This window comes from Arthrobacter sp. UYP6 (assembly GCF_040547315.1).
In the GTDB taxonomy this organism is placed as follows: domain Bacteria; phylum Actinomycetota; class Actinomycetes; order Actinomycetales; family Micrococcaceae; genus Arthrobacter_B.
Genome location: NZ_JBEPPM010000007.1, coordinates 18,924 through 36,518, shown reverse-complemented (window position 1 = coordinate 36,518; position 17,595 = coordinate 18,924). Strand labels below are relative to the sequence as shown.

Annotated in this window: 29 protein-coding genes and 1 pseudogene; 27 read left to right on the top strand and 3 right to left on the bottom strand. The window is 63.9% G+C overall.

The window, feature by feature from the left end; genetic code table 11:
- Nucleotides 1–6: 6 nt before the first annotated feature.
- The 10 genes and pseudogenes from ABIB35_RS07610 to ABIB35_RS07565 all read left to right on the top strand — a co-directional run bounded on the left by ABIB35_RS07610 (nucleotide 7) and on the right by ABIB35_RS07565 (nucleotide 5,397).
- Nucleotides 7–459, top strand: coding sequence for a hypothetical protein (locus tag ABIB35_RS07610; RefSeq protein ID WP_354180250.1), 453 nt, complete (start codon nucleotides 7–9; stop codon nucleotides 457–459).
- A 183-nt stretch (nucleotides 460–642) separates the two neighbouring features.
- Nucleotides 643–1,854, top strand: a complete 1,212-nt coding sequence (locus tag ABIB35_RS07605) for an AAA family ATPase (RefSeq protein ID WP_354180248.1) — start codon at nucleotides 643–645, stop codon at nucleotides 1,852–1,854.
- 136 nt (nucleotides 1,855–1,990) lie between these two features.
- Nucleotides 1,991–2,866, top strand: coding sequence for a hypothetical protein (locus ABIB35_RS07600; RefSeq protein WP_354180246.1), 876 nt, complete (start codon nucleotides 1,991–1,993; stop codon nucleotides 2,864–2,866).
- Entirely contained in the window at nucleotides 2,863–3,084 is a 222-nt protein-coding gene (locus tag ABIB35_RS07595) for a hypothetical protein (RefSeq protein WP_354180244.1), read from the top strand. Before ABIB35_RS07600 ends, ABIB35_RS07595 begins: the two co-directional genes overlap by 4 nt.
- Entirely contained in the window at nucleotides 3,081–3,314 is a 234-nt protein-coding gene (locus ABIB35_RS07590; protein WP_354180242.1) for a hypothetical protein, read from the top strand. Before ABIB35_RS07595 ends, ABIB35_RS07590 begins: the two co-directional genes overlap by 4 nt.
- On the top strand, nucleotides 3,311–4,231 hold the full coding sequence (locus tag ABIB35_RS07585; RefSeq protein WP_354180240.1) for a hypothetical protein: 921 nt from the start codon (nucleotides 3,311–3,313) through the stop codon (nucleotides 4,229–4,231). The genes ABIB35_RS07590 and ABIB35_RS07585 overlap by 4 nt, the downstream gene beginning before the upstream one ends.
- 2 nt (nucleotides 4,232–4,233) lie before the next feature.
- Nucleotides 4,234–4,707: pseudogene (locus ABIB35_RS07580) on the top strand (single-stranded DNA-binding protein); the annotation flags it as partial.
- 77 nt (nucleotides 4,708–4,784) lie between these two features.
- The gene (locus ABIB35_RS07575; RefSeq protein WP_354180237.1) at nucleotides 4,785–4,922 is read left to right on the top strand and encodes a hypothetical protein; all 138 of its coding nucleotides are present in this window, start codon (nucleotides 4,785–4,787) and stop codon (nucleotides 4,920–4,922) included.
- Nucleotides 4,919–5,254: a hypothetical protein gene (locus ABIB35_RS07570; protein WP_354180235.1), complete on the top strand. Its 336-nt coding sequence runs from the start codon at nucleotides 4,919–4,921 to the stop codon at nucleotides 5,252–5,254. The genes ABIB35_RS07575 and ABIB35_RS07570 overlap by 4 nt, the downstream gene beginning before the upstream one ends.
- On the top strand, nucleotides 5,251–5,397 hold the full coding sequence (locus ABIB35_RS07565) for a hypothetical protein (RefSeq protein ID WP_354180233.1): 147 nt from the start codon (nucleotides 5,251–5,253) through the stop codon (nucleotides 5,395–5,397). The genes ABIB35_RS07570 and ABIB35_RS07565 overlap by 4 nt, the downstream gene beginning before the upstream one ends.
- 17 nt (nucleotides 5,398–5,414) lie before the next feature.
- Here the strand turns inward: ABIB35_RS07565 and ABIB35_RS07560 are convergent, their stop codons facing one another.
- Together ABIB35_RS07560 and ABIB35_RS07555 are read right to left on the bottom strand one after the other, a co-directional pair.
- Nucleotides 5,415–6,371 (bottom strand): SRA domain-containing endonuclease, encoded by a 957-nt coding sequence (locus tag ABIB35_RS07560; protein ID WP_354180231.1) that lies wholly within the window; start codon nucleotides 6,369–6,371, stop codon nucleotides 5,415–5,417.
- Nucleotides 6,368–6,742, bottom strand: a complete 375-nt coding sequence (locus ABIB35_RS07555) for a hypothetical protein (RefSeq protein ID WP_354180229.1) — start codon at nucleotides 6,740–6,742, stop codon at nucleotides 6,368–6,370. Before ABIB35_RS07555 ends, ABIB35_RS07560 begins: the two co-directional genes overlap by 4 nt.
- A 73-nt stretch (nucleotides 6,743–6,815) precedes the next feature.
- On the opposite strand from ABIB35_RS07555, the gene ABIB35_RS07550 reads away from it, so the two are divergent.
- The 8 genes from ABIB35_RS07550 (at nucleotide 6,816) to ABIB35_RS07515 (ending at nucleotide 10,404) form a co-directional block, all read left to right on the top strand.
- Complete coding sequence (locus tag ABIB35_RS07550; protein WP_354180227.1) at nucleotides 6,816–7,133, top strand: hypothetical protein; 318 nt, start codon at nucleotides 6,816–6,818, stop codon at nucleotides 7,131–7,133.
- A gap of 208 nt (nucleotides 7,134–7,341) precedes the next feature.
- Nucleotides 7,342–7,752, top strand: coding sequence for a hypothetical protein (locus tag ABIB35_RS07545; RefSeq protein WP_354180225.1), 411 nt, complete (start codon nucleotides 7,342–7,344; stop codon nucleotides 7,750–7,752).
- Complete coding sequence (locus ABIB35_RS07540; protein WP_354180223.1) at nucleotides 7,749–8,132, top strand: hypothetical protein; 384 nt, start codon at nucleotides 7,749–7,751, stop codon at nucleotides 8,130–8,132. The genes ABIB35_RS07545 and ABIB35_RS07540 overlap by 4 nt, the downstream gene beginning before the upstream one ends.
- A 181-nt stretch (nucleotides 8,133–8,313) precedes the next feature.
- On the top strand, nucleotides 8,314–8,664 hold the full coding sequence (locus ABIB35_RS07535; RefSeq protein WP_354180222.1) for a hypothetical protein: 351 nt from the start codon (nucleotides 8,314–8,316) through the stop codon (nucleotides 8,662–8,664).
- On the top strand, nucleotides 8,661–9,056 hold the full coding sequence (locus ABIB35_RS07530) for a RusA family crossover junction endodeoxyribonuclease (protein WP_354180221.1): 396 nt from the start codon (nucleotides 8,661–8,663) through the stop codon (nucleotides 9,054–9,056). Before ABIB35_RS07535 ends, ABIB35_RS07530 begins: the two co-directional genes overlap by 4 nt.
- A 103-nt stretch (nucleotides 9,057–9,159) precedes the next feature.
- Nucleotides 9,160–9,531, top strand: coding sequence for a hypothetical protein (locus ABIB35_RS07525; protein ID WP_354180220.1), 372 nt, complete (start codon nucleotides 9,160–9,162; stop codon nucleotides 9,529–9,531).
- Nucleotides 9,528–9,989 (top strand): hypothetical protein, encoded by a 462-nt coding sequence (locus tag ABIB35_RS07520; protein ID WP_354180218.1) that lies wholly within the window; start codon nucleotides 9,528–9,530, stop codon nucleotides 9,987–9,989. The genes ABIB35_RS07525 and ABIB35_RS07520 overlap by 4 nt, the downstream gene beginning before the upstream one ends.
- A gap of 262 nt (nucleotides 9,990–10,251) precedes the next feature.
- On the top strand, nucleotides 10,252–10,404 hold the full coding sequence (locus ABIB35_RS07515; protein ID WP_354180216.1) for a hypothetical protein: 153 nt from the start codon (nucleotides 10,252–10,254) through the stop codon (nucleotides 10,402–10,404).
- A gap of 110 nt (nucleotides 10,405–10,514) precedes the next feature.
- On the opposite strand, the gene ABIB35_RS07510 is transcribed toward ABIB35_RS07515, so the two are convergent.
- Nucleotides 10,515–10,730 carry a hypothetical protein gene (locus ABIB35_RS07510; protein ID WP_354180214.1) on the bottom strand — a complete coding sequence of 72 codons (216 nt, stop codon included), beginning with the start codon at nucleotides 10,728–10,730 and terminating at the stop codon, nucleotides 10,515–10,517.
- 29 nt (nucleotides 10,731–10,759) lie between these two features.
- Between ABIB35_RS07510 and ABIB35_RS07505 the strand changes: the two genes are divergently transcribed.
- The 9 genes from ABIB35_RS07505 (at nucleotide 10,760) to ABIB35_RS07465 (ending at nucleotide 17,439) form a co-directional block, all read left to right on the top strand.
- Nucleotides 10,760–10,987: a hypothetical protein gene (locus ABIB35_RS07505; protein WP_354180213.1), complete on the top strand. Its 228-nt coding sequence runs from the start codon at nucleotides 10,760–10,762 to the stop codon at nucleotides 10,985–10,987.
- A 14-nt stretch (nucleotides 10,988–11,001) separates the two neighbouring features.
- Nucleotides 11,002–11,226, top strand: a complete 225-nt coding sequence (locus ABIB35_RS07500; protein ID WP_354180212.1) for a hypothetical protein — start codon at nucleotides 11,002–11,004, stop codon at nucleotides 11,224–11,226.
- The gene (locus ABIB35_RS07495; RefSeq protein ID WP_354180210.1) at nucleotides 11,223–11,588 is read left to right on the top strand and encodes a DUF6221 family protein; all 366 of its coding nucleotides are present in this window, start codon (nucleotides 11,223–11,225) and stop codon (nucleotides 11,586–11,588) included. Before ABIB35_RS07500 ends, ABIB35_RS07495 begins: the two co-directional genes overlap by 4 nt.
- Before the next feature lie 217 nt (nucleotides 11,589–11,805).
- Entirely contained in the window at nucleotides 11,806–12,348 is a 543-nt protein-coding gene (locus ABIB35_RS07490) for a hypothetical protein (protein ID WP_354180209.1), read from the top strand.
- Between the two features lie 64 nt (nucleotides 12,349–12,412).
- The gene (locus ABIB35_RS07485) at nucleotides 12,413–12,814 is read left to right on the top strand and encodes a hypothetical protein (RefSeq protein WP_354180207.1); all 402 of its coding nucleotides are present in this window, start codon (nucleotides 12,413–12,415) and stop codon (nucleotides 12,812–12,814) included.
- Nucleotides 12,811–13,617: a hypothetical protein gene (locus ABIB35_RS07480; protein ID WP_354180205.1), complete on the top strand. Its 807-nt coding sequence runs from the start codon at nucleotides 12,811–12,813 to the stop codon at nucleotides 13,615–13,617. Before ABIB35_RS07485 ends, ABIB35_RS07480 begins: the two co-directional genes overlap by 4 nt.
- 277 nt (nucleotides 13,618–13,894) lie before the next feature.
- Nucleotides 13,895–14,386, top strand: coding sequence for an HNH endonuclease (locus ABIB35_RS07475; RefSeq protein WP_354180204.1), 492 nt, complete (start codon nucleotides 13,895–13,897; stop codon nucleotides 14,384–14,386).
- An 8-nt stretch (nucleotides 14,387–14,394) separates the two neighbouring features.
- Complete coding sequence (terL, locus tag ABIB35_RS07470) at nucleotides 14,395–15,894, top strand: phage terminase large subunit (protein ID WP_354180202.1); 1,500 nt, start codon at nucleotides 14,395–14,397, stop codon at nucleotides 15,892–15,894.
- 15 nt (nucleotides 15,895–15,909) lie between these two features.
- Nucleotides 15,910–17,439, top strand: coding sequence for a hypothetical protein (locus ABIB35_RS07465; RefSeq protein WP_354180200.1), 1,530 nt, complete (start codon nucleotides 15,910–15,912; stop codon nucleotides 17,437–17,439).
- Nucleotides 17,440–17,595: the final 156 nt, after the last annotated feature.

Here is a 17,595-nt window from a genome sequence, read left to right as displayed (position 1 = left end):
GTACTGATGACCACCACCCAGCATACCGAACCGCTCAACCGTGTTGAGGCTGACATTGTTGTCCGCCAGCTCACCGGGAAGTTCCACAACAAGCACGGCGTCGAGAACGGCGAGGTCGACCCCGAGAACAGCGTGTTCCGGGACTTCACCCGCAAACTCGCCTGGCAGATCGGTGGGAACGACACCCTCGACTTCCGCGACTACATCGTGGACGCACTCCACGCATTCGAAGGCCTCATGGACATCTATTGGGGAGACCAGCCGCACGACCGCCGGGACGCTTACGAGGGTTCTTTGAACGTGGCCGTGGATGGCGCACTCACCGCTGCCGGCCTCGAGTCCGCCCACATCAACCGCTACGGCGAGCAGTCCGAGGGCCTGCAGCTCCAGCCCAGCGGCCTCCACATCGACCGGAAGCGTTTCTCTGCTGCGGCTCACCAGATCAGCGCCGCAGCATGATCCCGGACAGCGTGATCCTCCTCGGCTTCGTCGCCAGCATCATGGGCGTCTGCCGACCCTGGCGGCGGGTATGACCGCCTGCACCTGCCGGATCGTCCACAGCCACGGCCCGGACGGCCCGCAAATCCAGACCATTCCTGACACCAATTGCACCCACCCAATCCACGAAGAATCGAGAAACAAATGAGCAAGATCATCAAGCTGGAAGCCAACAACTTCAAGCGTCTGCGCGCCGTTGAAATCAGCCCGGACGGCAACCTGGTCGTTATTGCCGGCCGCAATGGGCAGGGCAAGACCTCGGTCCTAGACGCCATCACCGCGGTGCTTGGTGGGAACAACACGAAGGCACTCCCCCGCCCAATCCGTGACGGCGAGGACGGAGCATTCATCGTGCTGGAAACGGAGGACCTGATCGCCACCCGCACGTTCTCCGGCGCGACGTCGAAACTGACTGTGAAGGGCAAGGACGGCGCGACCTTCTCCAAGGGGCAGGCCAAGCTGGACCAGCTGCTCGGCCGCCTGTCACTGGACCCGCTGGCCTTCACGCAGCTGTCTGAGAAGGAGCAGCTCAAGACCCTGCTCGACCTGGTCGAGCTACCGTTCGACCCGACCAAGCTCGAGGTGGAGCGTGCAAAGGTCTTCACGGAGCGCACCGATGTGAACCGCAGGGTCAAGGAGCTGCAGAGCCAGACCGCCGGATACACCATCCCCGAAGATGTGCCTGCCGAAGAGGTCAGCGTCTCCGCGCTGCTCACCCAGTACCGAGAAGCGCAGGCGACACTCACACAGGGCACCGAGGTCAACCGCGCCTACGACGCAGCATTCAACCAGGTGACGGCGCTGAAAGCCCAGCTTGCGGACGCAGAGAAGGTGTTGGCCGATGCACGCGACCGGTTCAACGCTTGGGCGGCCACTGAGGCTCCCGACCTCGAGGCAATCCAGTCGCAGATCGACAACGCCGAGAAGATCAACGCTGGCGTCCGGGCGGCGAAGGCTCACCGCGAACTGAGCGACCGGCTGTCCACACTGCAGGGTGACGCGGAGTTCCTGACTGCGCAGCTGGGCTCCATCGACAAGCGCAAGGCTGAGGGGCTGGCCACAGCCACGTTCCCGGTGGACGGCCTCGGCTTCGACACTGACGGCGTCACATACCAGGGTGTGCCGTTCAAGCAGGCGTCCGGCGCCGAGCAGCTGCGTGTCTCCCTCGCCATGGCCATCGCATTGAACCCCGGGCTGCGCGTCATCCGCATTGCTGACGGGTCCCTGCTGGACTCCACCAACCTGCAGCTCATCGAGGAAATGGCCGTCGACAACGACTACCAGGTGTGGATCGAGATGGTGGACGAGACCGGTGACTTCGGAATCACCATCGAAGACGGCGCGGTCGCGGCATGAGCCCGGACCCGTACCGGTGTGACTGCAAGGTCATAACCGAACAGGCAGAGAAGGACGGCGCGTTCTGCGGCGTACACAACAACACTGGCGGGTTCTTCTACACACCGGAGCCCAAAACAGATTGGTGGAACTGATCATGACAACTCAAATCTCCCGCCCCACCCCGCGCCCCGCGCCGGTTCCCGCCGGACTGGTCTTCACGCACAACGGCCACCGGTACAAGCTCTCCCAGAAGCCGGGCCCTATCGGCGCGGACAATAAGTTCCTGCCCGTCACCGGTGTCACCACCCTGATCGGCGGCGGCATCCCGAAGCCGGCACTCGTGCGCTGGGCACCCCGCGTCGTCGCCGAGTGGGTCACTGCTCCGGAGAACCGTGAGCAGCTGGACACCCTGCTGGCCGGAGATCCTGTCGCCGCCGTGCGCGAGCTCAAGGAACTGCCCACGAAGGCCCGCGACGAGGCCGGGGTCCGTGGCACCGCGGTCCACAATCTGGCCGAGACGCTGCACTCCACCGGTGAAGCTCCGGACGTCCCCGAGGAACTGCTCGGATTCGTGGAGGGCTACGTCAAGTTCCTGGACGACTGGCAGATCACGCCCGTCCTCGCGGAACGCCCGGTCGGAAACCGGAAGGACTGGTGGGCCGGAACGTTCGACCTGCTCTGCACCTCCCCGTTCCTCGCCGGCGGAAAGCTGATCCAGATCGACCTGAAGACGTCGAGGGGCGTCTACGGGGAGACCGCGCTGCAGACCGGCGCTTACTCCAAGGCCGAGTTCTACGTGGATGAGCACGGCAACGAGCAGCCCATGCCCGAAGTGCACGCCACCTACGTCGCTCACGTGACATCCGAAGGCACGCACCTCTACGAGCTGGGCGCCGACCGGGCCGCCATCGACCGGCATTACGCACTATTTCTCGCCGCGGCCTTCACGCACAAGACCACCAAGGAGCGGGACGCCATCATCAGCGAACCCCTCACCATCCCGCACACCGAAATGAGCGCAGCAGCATGACCGCCCCGTTCGAATTCGTCGATCACGAACACGAAAGGGGGCTCGCCCTCTACTACGAGGATGACCAGATCGCCGTGAATACGTGGATGCGGCGTGAAGGGATGACCACCTATCACGAGGTATTCCTCAACCAGGCAGCAGTCCAGCTGCTCATCGAAGCCCTGACCACCATGCAGGCCGACATCAGCACCCGATTCCAGAAAGCAATAGAGGCATGAGCGCCGACTACTACATCACCCTGAGTGGGTGCGACGACAAGACGGAAATCGTCCTGAACCTCGATGAGGCCCAGGCGGACGTCCTCCGTAAGTTCGCCTCTCGCATCAATGAACGCTCCGGATTCGAGTGCCAGCCCAAGATGAAGATCGCCGAGGCTACGCAGCGCCAGATCGAGGCAGACACCCAAGCCGTCGCAGCAGCAGCAAATGAAAAGGAAACCCAGTCATGACCGAAGTAGCAACACTCCCCCAGGCAGGCGGCCTCGCCGTCCCGTCCGCCGCCGGCGCCCCGGCTCTGAACCTGACTGCGACCACCGTGTCCCTGCTGGAATGGGCGCAGGAACTCGACGCCGCCCACCGTCTCGGAACCGCACTCTGCGGCACCGAGTTCGTCCCGGCGTCCTTCCGTGGAAAGCCGGACGCAGCTGCCGCCGCTATTCTGGCCGGCAAGTCCCTCGGACTGGACCCGATGAACTCCCTGTCCAACATTTTCGTGGTGCAGGGCCGCCCGGCCATGTACGCCCGGACCATGGTGGCGCTCGTACTTTCCGCCGGCCATGACATTCGGCGCACGTCCGCCACACCGGAAGCGGTCACTATCCTTGGCCGCCGCAAGGGACAGGCCGAGTGGCAGGAGTTCACCTGGACGATTGACCGCGCACGGCAGGCCGGATACCTCAGCAACAAGAAGTACAACACCGACCCCATCGCCATGCTCACGGCCAAGGCCCAGGCCGAGGCATGCCGGACCATCGCCCCGGATGTACTCACCGGTGTCGCCGCTTACTCGGTGGAGGACGTCGAGCTGGAGGACCTCGGCGAGACCCCCGCGACCCCGGCCGCCGCGCCAGCCATCGTGAAGCCGGCCCGCACGATCAAGCGGCGCGCCGCCGCCCCGGCACCCGAGGTTCCCGACGTCGTCGCGGATCCGCCGGCGCCCGAGGAGGAACCGGAGCCCGAAGCCGAACCTGTGGATGAGGAGACCGGAGAACTCGCGCCCGAGCGTGACTGGTTCGCCGAGATTGATCTAGCCGCCGGCGATGTGACCGCGCTGCGCGCTCTCTGGACGGCGGCATCCGCCGCACAAGAAGCACCCGACACCCTGGACGCCATCGCGGCCGCCGCAACCGCAGCAAAGGACCAGTAACCATGGCCGGCGAGACAACCATCACCGTAGTGGGAAACATGACCAACGATCCGGAGCTGCGCTTCACGCCGTCCGGCGCCGCAGTCGCTAACTTCACCATCGCATCCACCCCGCGCACCTTCGACCGGAACACGAACGAGTGGAAGGACGGGGAGACCCTGTTCCTGCGGGCTTCGGTCTGGCGGGAAGCGGCCGAGAATGTGGCCGAGTCCCTAACCAAGGGCACGCGTGTTGTCGCCCAGGGGCGCCTCATGTCCAGATCCTACGACACCAAGGAAGGCGAGAAGCGCACCGTCGCGGAGCTGGAAGTCGATGAGATCGGCCCGAGCCTGCGCTACGCGTCTGCGAAGGTCACGCGCACCCAGCGCGGATCCTCACCGGCAGGTGCCAGTAGCGGAGGGTTCGGCGGAGGCGGCTCCTCCAGCGCATGGGGAGCACCCGCCGGCGGCCAGCAGAACCCGAACGATCCCCCTTTCTAAACAACCAACCCCCGTCAGGTTGCCGTTCATCCCTCGTGGTGGGCGGCAACCTGCCAAGTCTCAGGAGATAAACCATGTCAGTTCCCACGCTCGCCCTTCGTCCGCCCGTCGCCATGCCGCCCAAGCGCCAGCGGCCCGCTGTCGAGAACCAGTGCACCAGCTGCAGCTACGCGCTCACCGAAACCGGGGAATGCAGGGGGTGCTCCGAATGAGCTACGTCCGCGGCGCGTCGAAGGTGCAACCCTTCCGCGTGCTCCGCTCCTTTGAGGTCCAGATCATCGAGGCACGGAACCACCTGATCGGCTTACAGAAGCAGATCGCCGAGTCCAAGGCCGAGGCATCGCACGTCCGGCACATCGCTCTCAGGGCCCGACTCCGGAACGCCGTCCCATACCGGCCCATGACGCCCGAACAGTTCCAAGCCGAAGCGCGGCGCTCCTACGACCAGGCAATGAGGCTCCACCCCGACAACGCCACGCTTGGCCCTCTCCGGCTCGCGGAAGCAGCAGCCGAAGCCTACGAAACCGAAAGGGCAGTCGCATGAGCATCATGGCCACCCGCATCCAGCCCATCCGGGAACTCCGCAGCGAAGAGCACATCTGCCGGCGCTGCGGCATCGACTACAAAGGCCGGGCCAGCTCCGAGTACTGCACAGACTGCCGCGGGCACGCCAAGAAAGGAACATGATGAGGAACGCTGCGACTCTAGAAAGCTGCGGTCTGGCCCTTCACGTACAGATGGAAGGCTCGCCCGTTGTCAGCCCGCCATACGACGTCGATGTCATGGTCGCCCAGGAGTTCGAGCAGATCATCGTTCGGCTTCGCAGGGAGCAGGAGCCGGCACGGCCTGTCGCCAACGTAACGGCGGTAATCGAGCAGCTGTCCGAGCCCAATGCGAATACTGTTCCTTGTGGCATCAGCCTTGGCTTCGTAAAGGATGCCCTCCGTCTGGTCGTGGATGTCCGTAAACAACGGCATGGTGCTGCCCTTCGGGTACACCTTGAAACGGTTGAGTACGCGGCCGCGTCCAAGCAGCAACTCTTGGAAAGCGTTCACGAGATCCTGCTCGCGCTTCACACCGGTGCCTGCTTCCACCGCGGGCCGTTGGAACTCCTCAACCATGTGATTTTCCAGCGGAACTTCCGTAGCCGATCCAGAATCGGTGAGAGGTGCACTTACAGAGGACACATCCTCGTCGCGGCGGAGGACTTCACCGACGGGATGGAGGTGGAACACGAAAACCGTCCGCATGACGTCGTCGGCGCCCGGAGCGTCTTCGATGGAGAACGGAATTTCGTCGTCAATCTCGAATTCGCCGAGGTAGATGCGAGTCAGGCCGCTGCCGGATGGAGCCTTACCGCTCACGCCAAAGAGACGGACAGCTTTACCGTTCAGCTTATGGTCGCGGAGGGCGCGGTTGCCCTTGTGCATCTTCTGCGGGCCCACCTGATCCATGCCCGTGTAGGAGAAGATGTCGCCGGCCGCCGACCAACCGTCAAACTCGTAACCGTTCTCGCGGCCGACCTTTGGATCGCTGAACAGAAGGACATTCGGGGTGGCCGTCGGGGTTTCCATCCCGCCGTATTTACTGCCGCCATACATTGCGGCGATTTCGTCACGCGTTCCGGTCCAGCCGACGGGCGTACTCCAAGCAGAAATCATGCCGCCGACCCTGCCGTCTTGTTGGCCTCAGTCCCTGACTCAGTCCGCAGACCCCACTTCCAGATCTGCCATATGAGAACTGCTGTGGCCGCTAAAAACACGAGTGCGAATGCCGTCATGGCAATTGGGAAGACTTCCTCTACGGCTTCCGCACCCTCCAGGAGGGCAAATGCGGAAGCAAAAAATGCAAGGAAACTGCCGATGCAGGTTCCTATCACTCCAATGTTCGCCAGCTTGCGCCGCTGCCTAGCACGATCGCTCAACTGTTCCGGCAGGACATCAGCGAATTCGTCAGCTTGTGACAAGAGCTGGAAAAAACTCCCCCACAACACCACAAGAGAAACAACAAGACCTACCCAATACTCGAACATGGTGCCCCCAGTGAGAAATAACAAACAAACCATAGGAGCCTAGCCGATGGCGTGGTTCAACGCTGACGACAGAATGCACTCCCACCCTAAGCCGCGCAAGGCCGGCCTGGAGGCTATGGGCCTGTGGCTGGTCTGCGGTACTTACTGCACGGATTACCTCACCGACGGCGTCGTGCCGGCCTGGTACGTGGACTCGTGGCCGAAGGGTAAGCAGCTGGCGCAGAAGCTCATCAAGGCCGGTTTCTGGGTGGATGACGAGGAGGGCTACCGGTTCCTGTCCTGGGACGAATACCAGCGCACGAAGAAGCAGGTCGAGATCGACAAGGCCAAGGCCAGGGAACGGAAAGCGGCATGGCGGCAGAACAGGAACGGAACGGAGGAGGAACGCTAATGTCCCGCATGTTGTCCCGTGGGACAGAACGCGTCAGGAACGCGTCAGGAACAATGCCCAAGACCAAGACCAAGACCAAGTACTTAATACTCACCTTTTGGGGGTTGTTGGCTTTTAGAGAATCTGGGGAGAGAAAAGCGGCGATCGTCACTTACTTAACGCGGGGAGCCCGCGACGCACGCCGCCTTGAATTCCATTCGAGGTTGGCATGAAGCTCACTGATCAGGAGGGGCAACGGCTGGTCTCGGTAATGCTGGCCATGCGCCCGGACTGGATCCCCAACAAGCCCGGACGGATGCTCCTCGAAGCCAACCAGGCTGGAGGACTCGTCTTCGCTCAGGACTTCGGCCACGCACTCCGCGCCCTTGCCGCCTACGCCACCGAGACCGGCCCCGACGGCAGGCCAGCGAAGCGCACACCGAACCTGTACACCGCAGACGGCAAACACTGGACCAGCACCGCCACCGAACCAACCGCACTCCCCCAGCAACCAGCCTGCGAAGACCACCCGGAACAGGAAGCCCACAACTGCCGGTGCTGCTGGGCAGACCACAAAGTCGGCCAACGACCACAAAGCCACATCGGCAAACACTTCAACGAAAGCGAGACAGCAGCATGAGCGACTACCAACTGGGTCAGCGCGTGGCCTACACCGAACACCTGATCCGCAAAACCCGTGTCGGTGAAGGATTTCACGCCGAGACCATCAAGGTCTGGACATCCGACAGGTACTCCTTCCCCGAAGGAGGAAAAACCGATGGCGGTGAAGGCATCATCATCGGCAAGCGAATCCTGGCCAACGGCGAGAACCACTACAACGGATACGACGAACCGATCGCATTCAAAGCCAAGGAACGCTTCACGGCGTACCTCGTGGCCTATGACCTGCGCCGCAAGCCCGTGTACGTCCGCCCTGAGCACATCCAGACCCTCCCCGTAGGGGCGAACGCAACCGGTCTAGACCACACCCCAAGCACCACCACCGAGGGGGTAGCGTGAACCCCACCCACAGACCCATGCCCGGCACACCTCGTGACACTTGCCAGATGACCGCCTGAGACTTCCTGACTGCTCGGCTGGGGTGATTCCCCACCCCAGCCCAAACCAAGCCCGCACAGAGGCGCACAGCGTTCCGCGGGAACACACCGAACTCACCAAACTCACACGAAAGCAGGACCGCATGAGTGACTTCTTCGGCAAGGTCGAAACCATCAAGGCGCGCAAACCCCACCAGTGCGCCACCTGCAGCCGCCGGATTGACCCGGGCGAGCACTACACCTCTCAGTTCGTCGTCTACTACGACGTCGCCCAGCGCTTCAAGCAGTGCTCCCACTGTCTGGCCGTCTGGAAGATTTGGTGCCCGGAGGACGGTGACGGCAACATCTCCGAGGGTGGCTACGATTGCTGGGCCTCGGACGCAGAGGCTCGCGACGTCGCCGAGCTGCGCGCCATGGTTCATTTCCGCCAGCAGTGGCGCCGGAAGGACGGCACCTTTCACCCGCTGCCGGCTACCACCAAGGCCGCGGCGTGACCCGCTCCTGGAGCATCATCCTCCCGTGGGCGACACCTCCGGTGAAGCCGAACGGCGGGCACGGGAACGTGTACGCGCACGCCGCAAAGGTGAAGCGGACCCGGCAGACCATGGGGCTGCTCGCCCGGCAGGCCGGTATCCCGCCGCTGGCCGCGTGCCGGGTGGAGTTGACCTGGTTCGTTCCGGACAGGATCAAGCGCGACGTCGACAACCTCACCTGGACGCTCAAGCCGCTCTGCGATGCGCTGGCCGGCACGAAAGCATGGGATCACAAGATCGTTCCGGACGACACCCCGGAGTTCATGGTCAAGCCCATGCCGGCCATCATCTACCGGCCCGGGGAACCCAAGGAAATGATCCTCACCATCACTGAAATACCCTGCACTACTTGATGCTTTGGCAAGCAACACAGGGTAGACTTGAGGGATACGTAAGAGGCCCCGCGACGCTGTCACGTCCGGGGCCGGGCCGAACGCAACAAGAAGGAAGTTCGACATGACAAGCATAGACACAACCCAGCGCGACGAGCTGGCCCTCGACATCTTCCTGGCCGACAACGCCCGGCAGTCCGAAGCCGAGGCGCTGGTGGACTGGGAGGCCGCTCTCAGCATCACCGCCGGCACAACCTACGCCCACGGCATCGCGGACGGACTCATCGCCAAGGACTACCGCAAGCCCCGCATCATCACGACGGTCGAGGAACTGGACGCGCTGCCTTTCGAGACAGTGATCAGGGACGCCATCGGGGGTGTATTCGAGCGATGGAATCTCGCCGGCTGGCAGAAGGCTGGCCCATCACTTGGCGCCCACGACCCACGGCTCCCCGCAAGTGTCTTATCTGAGCCCGAAGCTGAGGTAACCCCATGAACACGGACATGATTAGCGTTATCGCCCTGCACCGGATGGATGTCCGGATCACTCCCGGCTACGAGTTCCATTGCTCCTGCGGGGAACCGATCACCGACCACCCCGCGCACCTCGCCGAGAAGCTGGCGAAGGCCGGGTACGGGAACGTGCAGGAAGCCAAGGCGGAAGCCCTCACCGACGCTGCCGACTGGCTGGTCAACGGCGAAGCGGCCGGGATCATCGCCTACGACGGGCCGAGCAACCGCGGTGAAGTCACAGCCTCCTACGACGCCGCGCTGGAAGACCCCGAGGCGTGGCTGCGGGAGCGCGCCGAGGCCACACTGGCAGTCGACCCGACGGACCTGTACCGCGAGGCGCAGGACGGCTTGGCGGAAGCCTGGGCCGAAGGGCGCGCCGCCAGCCCTGACACGCTCAACCCCTACGAAGACTGGCCTTCCACGAACGGAGCCACCGATTGAGCCGGACTGCTGCCCCTCGCACCTGCTGCCCCACCCATCGAGACACCTGCCAGTTTGGGCGGGAACACGAGTGGAGCGGCCCCTTCCTCCTGGATGACGGGCGCCCCACGGAGGACGGCGTGTGGTCGAAGCCTGACGATGTGAAGTGCCGAAACTGCGGCGGCGTCTGCACTGCCGAGACCCCGGACCCGCTTGCTGCCGCTATGGCAGACCCGGAAGGCCGCGCACTCGTCCAAGCCATCCACAACCGGAAGGCGGAAGCGTGAGCGCGGCGAAATGCAACGTCTGCGGACGATTCCGGAGCTGGGCCGACGTCGTCAGCATCGACTACGGCGACGAGTACGGCAGCGACGTCGTTGAGGAGTGCATAACCTGCACCGCCCCGGCGAATCTGAAGCACGAGAGAGCAGCCTAATGGGCCAGTTGGTCACGGTCATGGTGTCATCGCACCTGGTGGACGGGTGCGACGTCGCCAAGGACGCCATGGCTGCGCTGGTGGCCGGCGGGTGGACACCGCCCGAACGGCTACCGGGATTCGAGGATCCCGAGCGCCCGACGGCGGAGGCCGGCCACGAGCAGCACGAAACCGACCAGAACCATGCCGCCAGCAAAGGCGCTCACCGAGTCGCCGGAGCCGATAGCCAGAACCGCACCCCCGGCGCCAGCAAGCATCATCAGCAGACCGGCAGCGATGAAGCCCCAGCCACGGCGGTTGGGTCCCGTTGTCCCCAAGTTATTCATGGGCCGAGCCTAGCGCAGGAGGAGGACGCGTGACCGACGCCAAGGAGATCGTCCGGCGGATCGAGCGCGGCCAGGAATGGGACTGGCAGGCCGCTTACGCCCGCCTCCTCCCGCCCGTCCCGGCGCCCACGCGCACGCCGGGCTGCACCTGCGACTGGATCGAGGAGAAGGTTTTATGCGCCGCCGAACCCGAGTACCACCACACCCGCTACGGGGCCGACTGCCCAGACCACCAGGAACCGGAGAGAGTGCCGTGACTACGATGAGCACCATGAGCAGCAATAGTGAACGACCGAAGACAGAGACGCTTATGCATGACTTGACCCTCTATGCGGAACCGGCTGTGGTTGTTATCTCAACACCCGACAAGGCCAAGCTGAAACTCTTCACCAACGCCGAGGGGAAACTCGACGCCGAATACGATCCAGCCGACCTGACGGAAGCGGCACAGATGTTCGTTGAGGAAATGCGCCGAGTGCAGGGGTTTCACGCATGACCATCACAGAGTTCCTGCTGGCCCGCATCGCCGAGGATGAGGCTGTAGCGATGCACGCCGGGAAGCCGGGCAGGAGTTGGCGAGCGGCTACTCGTGAGGCAGGGGACAGCTACATGCCCGGCGTGGAAGTTGTCGGCAGGGATTACCCCATGATTGATGTTTGGGATGACGATCAGGGCGCTAGTGTCTACCAGACCTCACACATCGCACGCCATGACCCCGCACGCGTCCAGGCAGAGTGCACCTTCAAGCGCTGGCTCATCGGCACCTATAGCGGCACCCGCGAGGCCTACGTGATGTTCAGGGCTATCGCCAGCGTGTACTCCGAGCATCCGGACTACCGCGAGGAGTGGGCTGCATGAAGCACCTCCTCTGCTGGCTGGGCTTCCATCAGGTCCATTACACCTGGAAGACGAAGTACCCCTACTGCGCCCGGCGGGAGGGTTGCGATTACCAACCCGAGTGGCGGCCATGACTGGCCCCAAATACGCCCCCGGCCAAGTCGTCAACGGGCGGACGATCTGCGGGGCGAAGAAGAAGGACCTCAACCCCTGCGGCGCACCCCCAGCCAAAGGTGGCGTGAGGTGTAAGAAGCACGGCGGCGGGAGCCCCCAGGCGAAGAAGGCAGCGGAGCGCCGGCTGGCCGAACAGGAAGCGACCAGGAACATGGAGAAAGCCGTCAGAACGCTTGGAATCACCGATAAATACCAGGACGTGGACCCGGGCAAAGCGCTGCTCGAGGAAATATCTGTCACCTACGCTCATGTTCAGTGGCTGCGGGAGAAGGTCGCTGAGCTGGACGGCGACGACCTGGCGTGGGGCAAGGTCTCCCACGAGGAAGGCGTCGGCCCGGAGGGCCCCATCGACAAGACCACGGAGAAGGCCGAGCCGTCCGTCTGGTACCAGCTGTACCTGCGGGAGCGGGAGCACCTCGTCAAGGTCACCACCGCGGCACTCAAAGCCGGGATCGAGGAGCGTAAGGTGCGACTCGCAGAGTCCCAGGGTGAGCTCGTGGCCCGTGTCATCCGCGGCATCCTCGAAGCCCTCAACCTGTCCGCGGACCAGTGGCAGCTGGTGCAGACCGTGGTCCCCCAACAATTGCGGGCTTTGTCGGCCGAATAATGCCCGGAATACCTTGTATCGCTTGGTAGAATAGGAAGTGACGGGCGACAGACTTAGGGGAAGCATGACTGAGCAGCATTTGTGGGAAGTCGAGCACGACTACTACGGGCCGGAAGGATCCTTCTGGGCAACCCAAGCACAGCAAGGCTCCTACAACGAGGCGCACGAATCCTGGTCCGACTTCGAGCAGGGGCAGGGCATGCATGATTCCATGGAGGGCCTCAACTTGCTCTACCGCTGGGACTGGCACGCGTGGCATCTCAAATACCCCGAGGATTACGCAGGCGGCGAAGAGAGCCACGTTCTCGAACTGTTCTGGATGATGCCGCGCAAGGGAATCATGGCGCGCACCATCATCAAGGTCACGCCCGCCGACGAGACCGCCGTCCGTGCATGGCTCACAAAGCACGCGCTCTACATGCAAAAGCTGTGGGCCCCGCTCCTCCCGCTGGCGGCGTCCGCATGAGCGGGTGCACGGCGGCCAGCTGCAAGGTGGAACTATCCGGCGGGATCATGCTCTGCCATGAGCACACCACCCGTCTCGAGGCAGCACTGCGTGAGGTTCCCGGCGCCTGGCAGAACATTCAGGTCAGTGCATGCAAGCTCGACGTCGGCGCGGGCAGTGTTGGCGGCATGGGCGGGGAAGCGTCCGGCAGTGAGCCCGCGAACCTGAATGCGCTCGACAAGGGCCAGCAGTTGCTCACCGTCCTGCGCGGCTGGGTGGCACTCATGCCCGGCCCCACACCGCACGGCACCGCGGCGGCACTGGCAGGTTGGCTCGTCGCCAACCTCCGAACCCTCCGCCGTCAGGACTGGGCAGCCGACCTCCTGCAGGAACTCAGGGACGCACTCAACGCCTGCAACCACGCAACCGACCGCGCCGGAGAGAAGGTATTCGCCGGCATGTGCCCCACCGAGACCGACGGCACGGTGTGCGAGCAGCCGCTCTACGCCCTCGCCGGACGACCAATAGCCCGGTGCCGCACCTGCGGGCAGGAATGGGACGTAAGCGACTGGCGGGAACGCGCACTCACCGCCGCCGAATACCAGCACGGCACCGCAGCCCAGATCAGCCGCATGCTGTCCGACCCCGTCACGAGGGAAGCGCTCCCCCAGGCCACCATCCGGTCATGGGTGAACCGGAAGAAACTGGATCCCGTCGCCTGCGATGTCGCCACCCGGCGCATGATCTACCTCGTGTCCGACGTGCGGGACCTATGGGCAGCAACCAAGGCGGCCAGCTACAGGCGCACCCAGCTTGCCGCGTAACGCTTGCCTTCACGCCTTGCAATACTTGACAGGCTGAAAACTGCAACGTAGCCTTTAGGCATAGTGCGAGTACTGGCCCTGAGACCACCAGACACGCACACACGAGGCCCCGCCGGTTACCCCCATGACCGCGGGGCCTCACCCAATTCTTGACGGTGAAAACCCCCGACCCACCCACACTCCCGCGGGATGAGTGAGTAACCGTCAACCAAACCCAAAAGAAAGCTCCCGCGATGCGTCAACATCCGGGAGCGTGACCGACTTTCAAGGAGTCGATATGGAAAAGACTACACGCCGCCGCTTCAGTGATCCCGTCGAGGGGTTCCGCTACCGCACCGAGCGCAAGGGCGAATGCCTGGAATACACGGGCCACCGCGACCGGCTCGGCTACGGCAAGCTGAACAACAAGGGCCGAGGCATGCTGGCCCACCGCTTCGCATGGGAACTCGAAAACGGCCCCATCCCCGAAGGCCTGTACTTAGACCACATCTGCCACAATCCCTCCTGCTGCGACGTCGCACACCTGCGCCTCGCCACCCAGAAGCAGAACATGGAACATCAGCGCGCCGCACACAACGGCAGCAGCTCCGGTGTTCGCGGCGTCTACTGGAACAAAGACCGGCAGCGGTGGGTAGTTCAGGTCCGCCACAACAAGAAGTCCCACTACTTCGGGCTCTACGAAGACCTGGCAGAAGCCGAGCGGGTAGCCATTGCCAAGCGCAACGAGCTGTTCACCCGGAACGATGCCGACAGGACGCCCACCATGTAGGAGTCGCTGTGAGTTTGTCGTGGGCCGAAGCTGCGGCACGGATGTTCGAAGCGCCGCAGCACGACTGGGCAACCCCCGGCGACCTCGCCAAGGCCATCGAGCCCACCACTCTGCAAACCCCCGCACTCGACCTCATCGACGCCGCCTTGGTGAAAGTGGAATCAGGGGAAATCGACCGGCTCATCATCAACCTTCCTCCCCAGGAAGGAAAGTCGACCCGGGTGACGACCATTGGCCCGCTCTGGTTCCTCACCCGGAACCCGGACCGCCGTATCGCCATCATCTCCTACGCTTCTGAGCTTGCCGACGAGTTCGGACGCAACATCCGCAACCACATCACGAGCAACGACGGCGACGACGAATCCCTAGACCTCGGCCTCCGGATCGCCCGCGACAACGGGGCGGCTCGTCGGTGGAAACTCGACGGGCACCGCGGCGGCGTAGTCGCCCGAGGCATACGTGCCGGCCTGACTGGCCGCCCCGTGGATGCGCTCTTTATCGATGACCCCATCAGCAACCTCGAACAGGCGAACTCGAAGACCTACCGCGACCAAGCATGGGGATTCTGGCAGTCTGTCGCCAACACCCGCCTCGCGCCGGGCGCCCCAGTCATTCTGGTACTAACCAGATGGCACGCGGACGACTTGGCAGGACGCCTCCTGGCTGCCGAAGACGCAGGGCGATGGACGGTCCTGAACATCCCCGCCGAAGCGGTCGAGAACGACCCGCTGGGCCGCAAGCCCGGCCAATGGCTGGATTCAGCGCGTAAGCGCACGGCCAAGCAGTGGGAACAGATCAAGGTCGCAGTCGGTCCCAAAGTCTGGCAGTCCCTCTACCAAGGCAATCCCACCCTCGACGAAGGCGGGGTATTCCCCACCGAGTGGACGCACTACGAGGTGCCACTCTGGGTGGAGAATGACGACGGCTCCCGAACCGTCCCTGGCATCGGCAGGGACGACCACGAACTCGTGCAGTCCTGGGACCTTGCATTCAAAGGCGAAGATTCCAGCGACTACGTCGTGGGGCAGGTATGGCTCCGGGTCGGCAACACGGCCTATCTGCTGGATCAGGTCCGCCGGCGCATGAACTTCAACGAGACCATCGAAGCCATCAAGAGCATGACGGCCAGATGGCCGCAAGCCATCGCCAAGTTCATCGAAGACCGCGCCAACGGCCCGGCGGTCATCAATGCACTCCATGGGCAGGTCATGGGGCTCATCCCCATCGAGCCTGAGGGCAGTAAGTACGCCCGGGCCTCTGCTGTCTCTCCGCTGGTTTGGTCCGGCAACGTGCAGCTGCCGACGGTGAAGCTATGCCCCTGGATTGAGACCTTCCTGCAGGAGGCGCTGTCGTTCCCCGCGGGCGCCAACGATGACCAGATCGACACGTTCACCCAGGCTGTGAACCGGCTCCTGCTCATGCCGCTCACCGCGGCGATGAACGACGTCGTTGAACCGGACGTCTACGACTTCCAGAACGCTACCGGGTGGAGCATTTCGCCGTACTGACCAGAGGAGGCCCGCATGGGTAAGATCGCCCAGTTCTTCGGACTCCAAGAATCCGCCATCACCAGCACCGTGGATGAGGGTGCGCTGGCCACGGCTGAGTACCGTGCTGAGAAGCTCGCCGAGTCCATGGTGCAGATGCAGTTGGCCATGGAGGATATGGGCTGGGAGAAGCTCACCGGCCAGTTCGCGCAGGAGTTCACCCGCGACGGTCTCAAGCGAGCCGCCGAGCTGTCCCGCATGATGGCCGTAGCGAACCCGCTCATCAAGCGCGGCCTCGCCATCCGTGCCTCCTACGTGCACGGGCAGGGCGTGGGCATCACGGCCCGCGGCGACGGCAACCACGGCACACAGAAGGTCAACGACGTCGTGCAGGAGTTCCTGGACGACGACACCAACCGGGCCGCACTCACCGGCCACCAGGCCAAGCTGCGGCTGGAAACTTCCCTCGGCACCGACGGCAACGTCTTCATCACCCTGTTCACCAACCCGCTCACCGGCAAGGTGCAGGCGCGAACCCTTCCGTTCGACGAGATTACGGAAAAGGTCACCGTCCCCGGAGACCGCATGGTCACCATGTTCTACCGGCGCGACTGGGTCGAGAACAACATGCAGCACACCGCCTACTACCCGGACATCCGGTGGCGGCCACTCACCCGCACCAAGTGGTACACCGACGGGCAGAACCGCTACGAAATCAAATGGGACTCCCCCGTCTACCACCTGCAGGATAACGGCCTCGACGGCTGGAAGTTCGGCATCGGCGACGCCTACGCCGCACTCCCCTGGGCGCGTGCCTACAAGGAGTTCCTCGAGGACTGGGTCCTGCTCGTCAAAGCCCTCTCCCGCATCGCGTTCCAGATGTCGAAGTCCAAGACCCCAATCTCCCAGCAGCAGCGGGCTGGACTGCAGAACATGGGTGCCGGGTCCACGGTCCAGATGGGCGGGGAGCAGAAGATCGAGGCCGTACCCAAGACGGGTGCGACCATCGACTCCGAGTCTGGACGCCCGGTTGCCACCATGGTTGCCGCCGCGCTGGGCTTGCCCGTCACCACCCTGCTCGCGGATCCCGGCCAGACTGGGGCGCGTGCCACCGCCGAGACGCTGAACCAGCCCACCATGCTGGAATTCAAGGGCCGGCAGGAACTGTGGACCGAAGCACTCCGGGCCATCCTCGGCTACGTCATCGACCAGGCCGTCATCGCACCGCGTGGCCCACTCAAGGGCACCGTGTCCCGGGAGCAGAACACGCTCAGTGTGCAGCTGGCCGGCAACACCGACCGCACCTTGGACATCATCTGGCCGGACATCAACGAGATGCCCGTCGAGACGATCATGAAGGCACTCGTGGACGCTGACGGCACCGGCAAGATGCCGCCGCTCGTCACCCTGCGCCTCATGCTCCGTGCCCTCGGCGTGCGGGACGTGGACGAAATCCTGGACGAGATGACCGACGACGACGGCAACTGGATCGACCCCGAAGCCAGCGCCGGGGACGCAGCAGTGCAGGCGTTCCGCCGCGGCGAGAACAAGGAGGCGGCACGATGATGGCCTTTGCCATGGGCTTGGCAGGATTTCTGATCTCGTATCTGAGTGGTCAGGCGGTTCTGAACGCCATGCAGCACCGGAACCAGTCGACGGTCTGGAAGACGCCCGGGTCACCGCCGCCTCCGCCCCACCGGCCAGGCCCCGTCCGTAGGGTCT

Coding starts and splice junctions, on each gene's coding strand:
- ABIB35_RS07610 (WP_354180250.1), top strand. CDS start 7: ATGACCACCACCCAGCATACCGAACCGCTCAACCGTGTTGAGGCTGAC.
- ABIB35_RS07605 (WP_354180248.1), top strand. CDS start 643: ATGAGCAAGATCATCAAGCTGGAAGCCAACAACTTCAAGCGTCTGCGC.
- ABIB35_RS07600 (WP_354180246.1), top strand. CDS start 1,991: ATGACAACTCAAATCTCCCGCCCCACCCCGCGCCCCGCGCCGGTTCCC.
- ABIB35_RS07595 (WP_354180244.1), top strand. CDS start 2,863: ATGACCGCCCCGTTCGAATTCGTCGATCACGAACACGAAAGGGGGCTC.
- ABIB35_RS07590 (WP_354180242.1), top strand. CDS start 3,081: ATGAGCGCCGACTACTACATCACCCTGAGTGGGTGCGACGACAAGACG.
- ABIB35_RS07585 (WP_354180240.1), top strand. CDS start 3,311: ATGACCGAAGTAGCAACACTCCCCCAGGCAGGCGGCCTCGCCGTCCCG.
- ABIB35_RS07575 (WP_354180237.1), top strand. CDS start 4,785: ATGTCAGTTCCCACGCTCGCCCTTCGTCCGCCCGTCGCCATGCCGCCC.
- ABIB35_RS07570 (WP_354180235.1), top strand. CDS start 4,919: ATGAGCTACGTCCGCGGCGCGTCGAAGGTGCAACCCTTCCGCGTGCTC.
- ABIB35_RS07565 (WP_354180233.1), top strand. CDS start 5,251: ATGAGCATCATGGCCACCCGCATCCAGCCCATCCGGGAACTCCGCAGC.
- ABIB35_RS07560 (WP_354180231.1), bottom strand. CDS start 6,371: ATGATTTCTGCTTGGAGTACGCCCGTCGGCTGGACCGGAACGCGTGAC.
- ABIB35_RS07555 (WP_354180229.1), bottom strand. CDS start 6,742: ATGTTCGAGTATTGGGTAGGTCTTGTTGTTTCTCTTGTGGTGTTGTGG.
- ABIB35_RS07550 (WP_354180227.1), top strand. CDS start 6,816: ATGCACTCCCACCCTAAGCCGCGCAAGGCCGGCCTGGAGGCTATGGGC.
- ABIB35_RS07545 (WP_354180225.1), top strand. CDS start 7,342: ATGAAGCTCACTGATCAGGAGGGGCAACGGCTGGTCTCGGTAATGCTG.
- ABIB35_RS07540 (WP_354180223.1), top strand. CDS start 7,749: ATGAGCGACTACCAACTGGGTCAGCGCGTGGCCTACACCGAACACCTG.
- ABIB35_RS07535 (WP_354180222.1), top strand. CDS start 8,314: ATGAGTGACTTCTTCGGCAAGGTCGAAACCATCAAGGCGCGCAAACCC.
- ABIB35_RS07525 (WP_354180220.1), top strand. CDS start 9,160: ATGACAAGCATAGACACAACCCAGCGCGACGAGCTGGCCCTCGACATC.
- ABIB35_RS07520 (WP_354180218.1), top strand. CDS start 9,528: ATGAACACGGACATGATTAGCGTTATCGCCCTGCACCGGATGGATGTC.
- ABIB35_RS07510 (WP_354180214.1), bottom strand. CDS start 10,730: ATGAATAACTTGGGGACAACGGGACCCAACCGCCGTGGCTGGGGCTTC.
- ABIB35_RS07500 (WP_354180212.1), top strand. CDS start 11,002: ATGAGCAGCAATAGTGAACGACCGAAGACAGAGACGCTTATGCATGAC.
- ABIB35_RS07495 (WP_354180210.1), top strand. CDS start 11,223: ATGACCATCACAGAGTTCCTGCTGGCCCGCATCGCCGAGGATGAGGCT.
- ABIB35_RS07485 (WP_354180207.1), top strand. CDS start 12,413: ATGACTGAGCAGCATTTGTGGGAAGTCGAGCACGACTACTACGGGCCG.
- ABIB35_RS07480 (WP_354180205.1), top strand. CDS start 12,811: ATGAGCGGGTGCACGGCGGCCAGCTGCAAGGTGGAACTATCCGGCGGG.
- ABIB35_RS07475 (WP_354180204.1), top strand. CDS start 13,895: ATGGAAAAGACTACACGCCGCCGCTTCAGTGATCCCGTCGAGGGGTTC.
- ABIB35_RS07465 (WP_354180200.1), top strand. CDS start 15,910: ATGGGTAAGATCGCCCAGTTCTTCGGACTCCAAGAATCCGCCATCACC.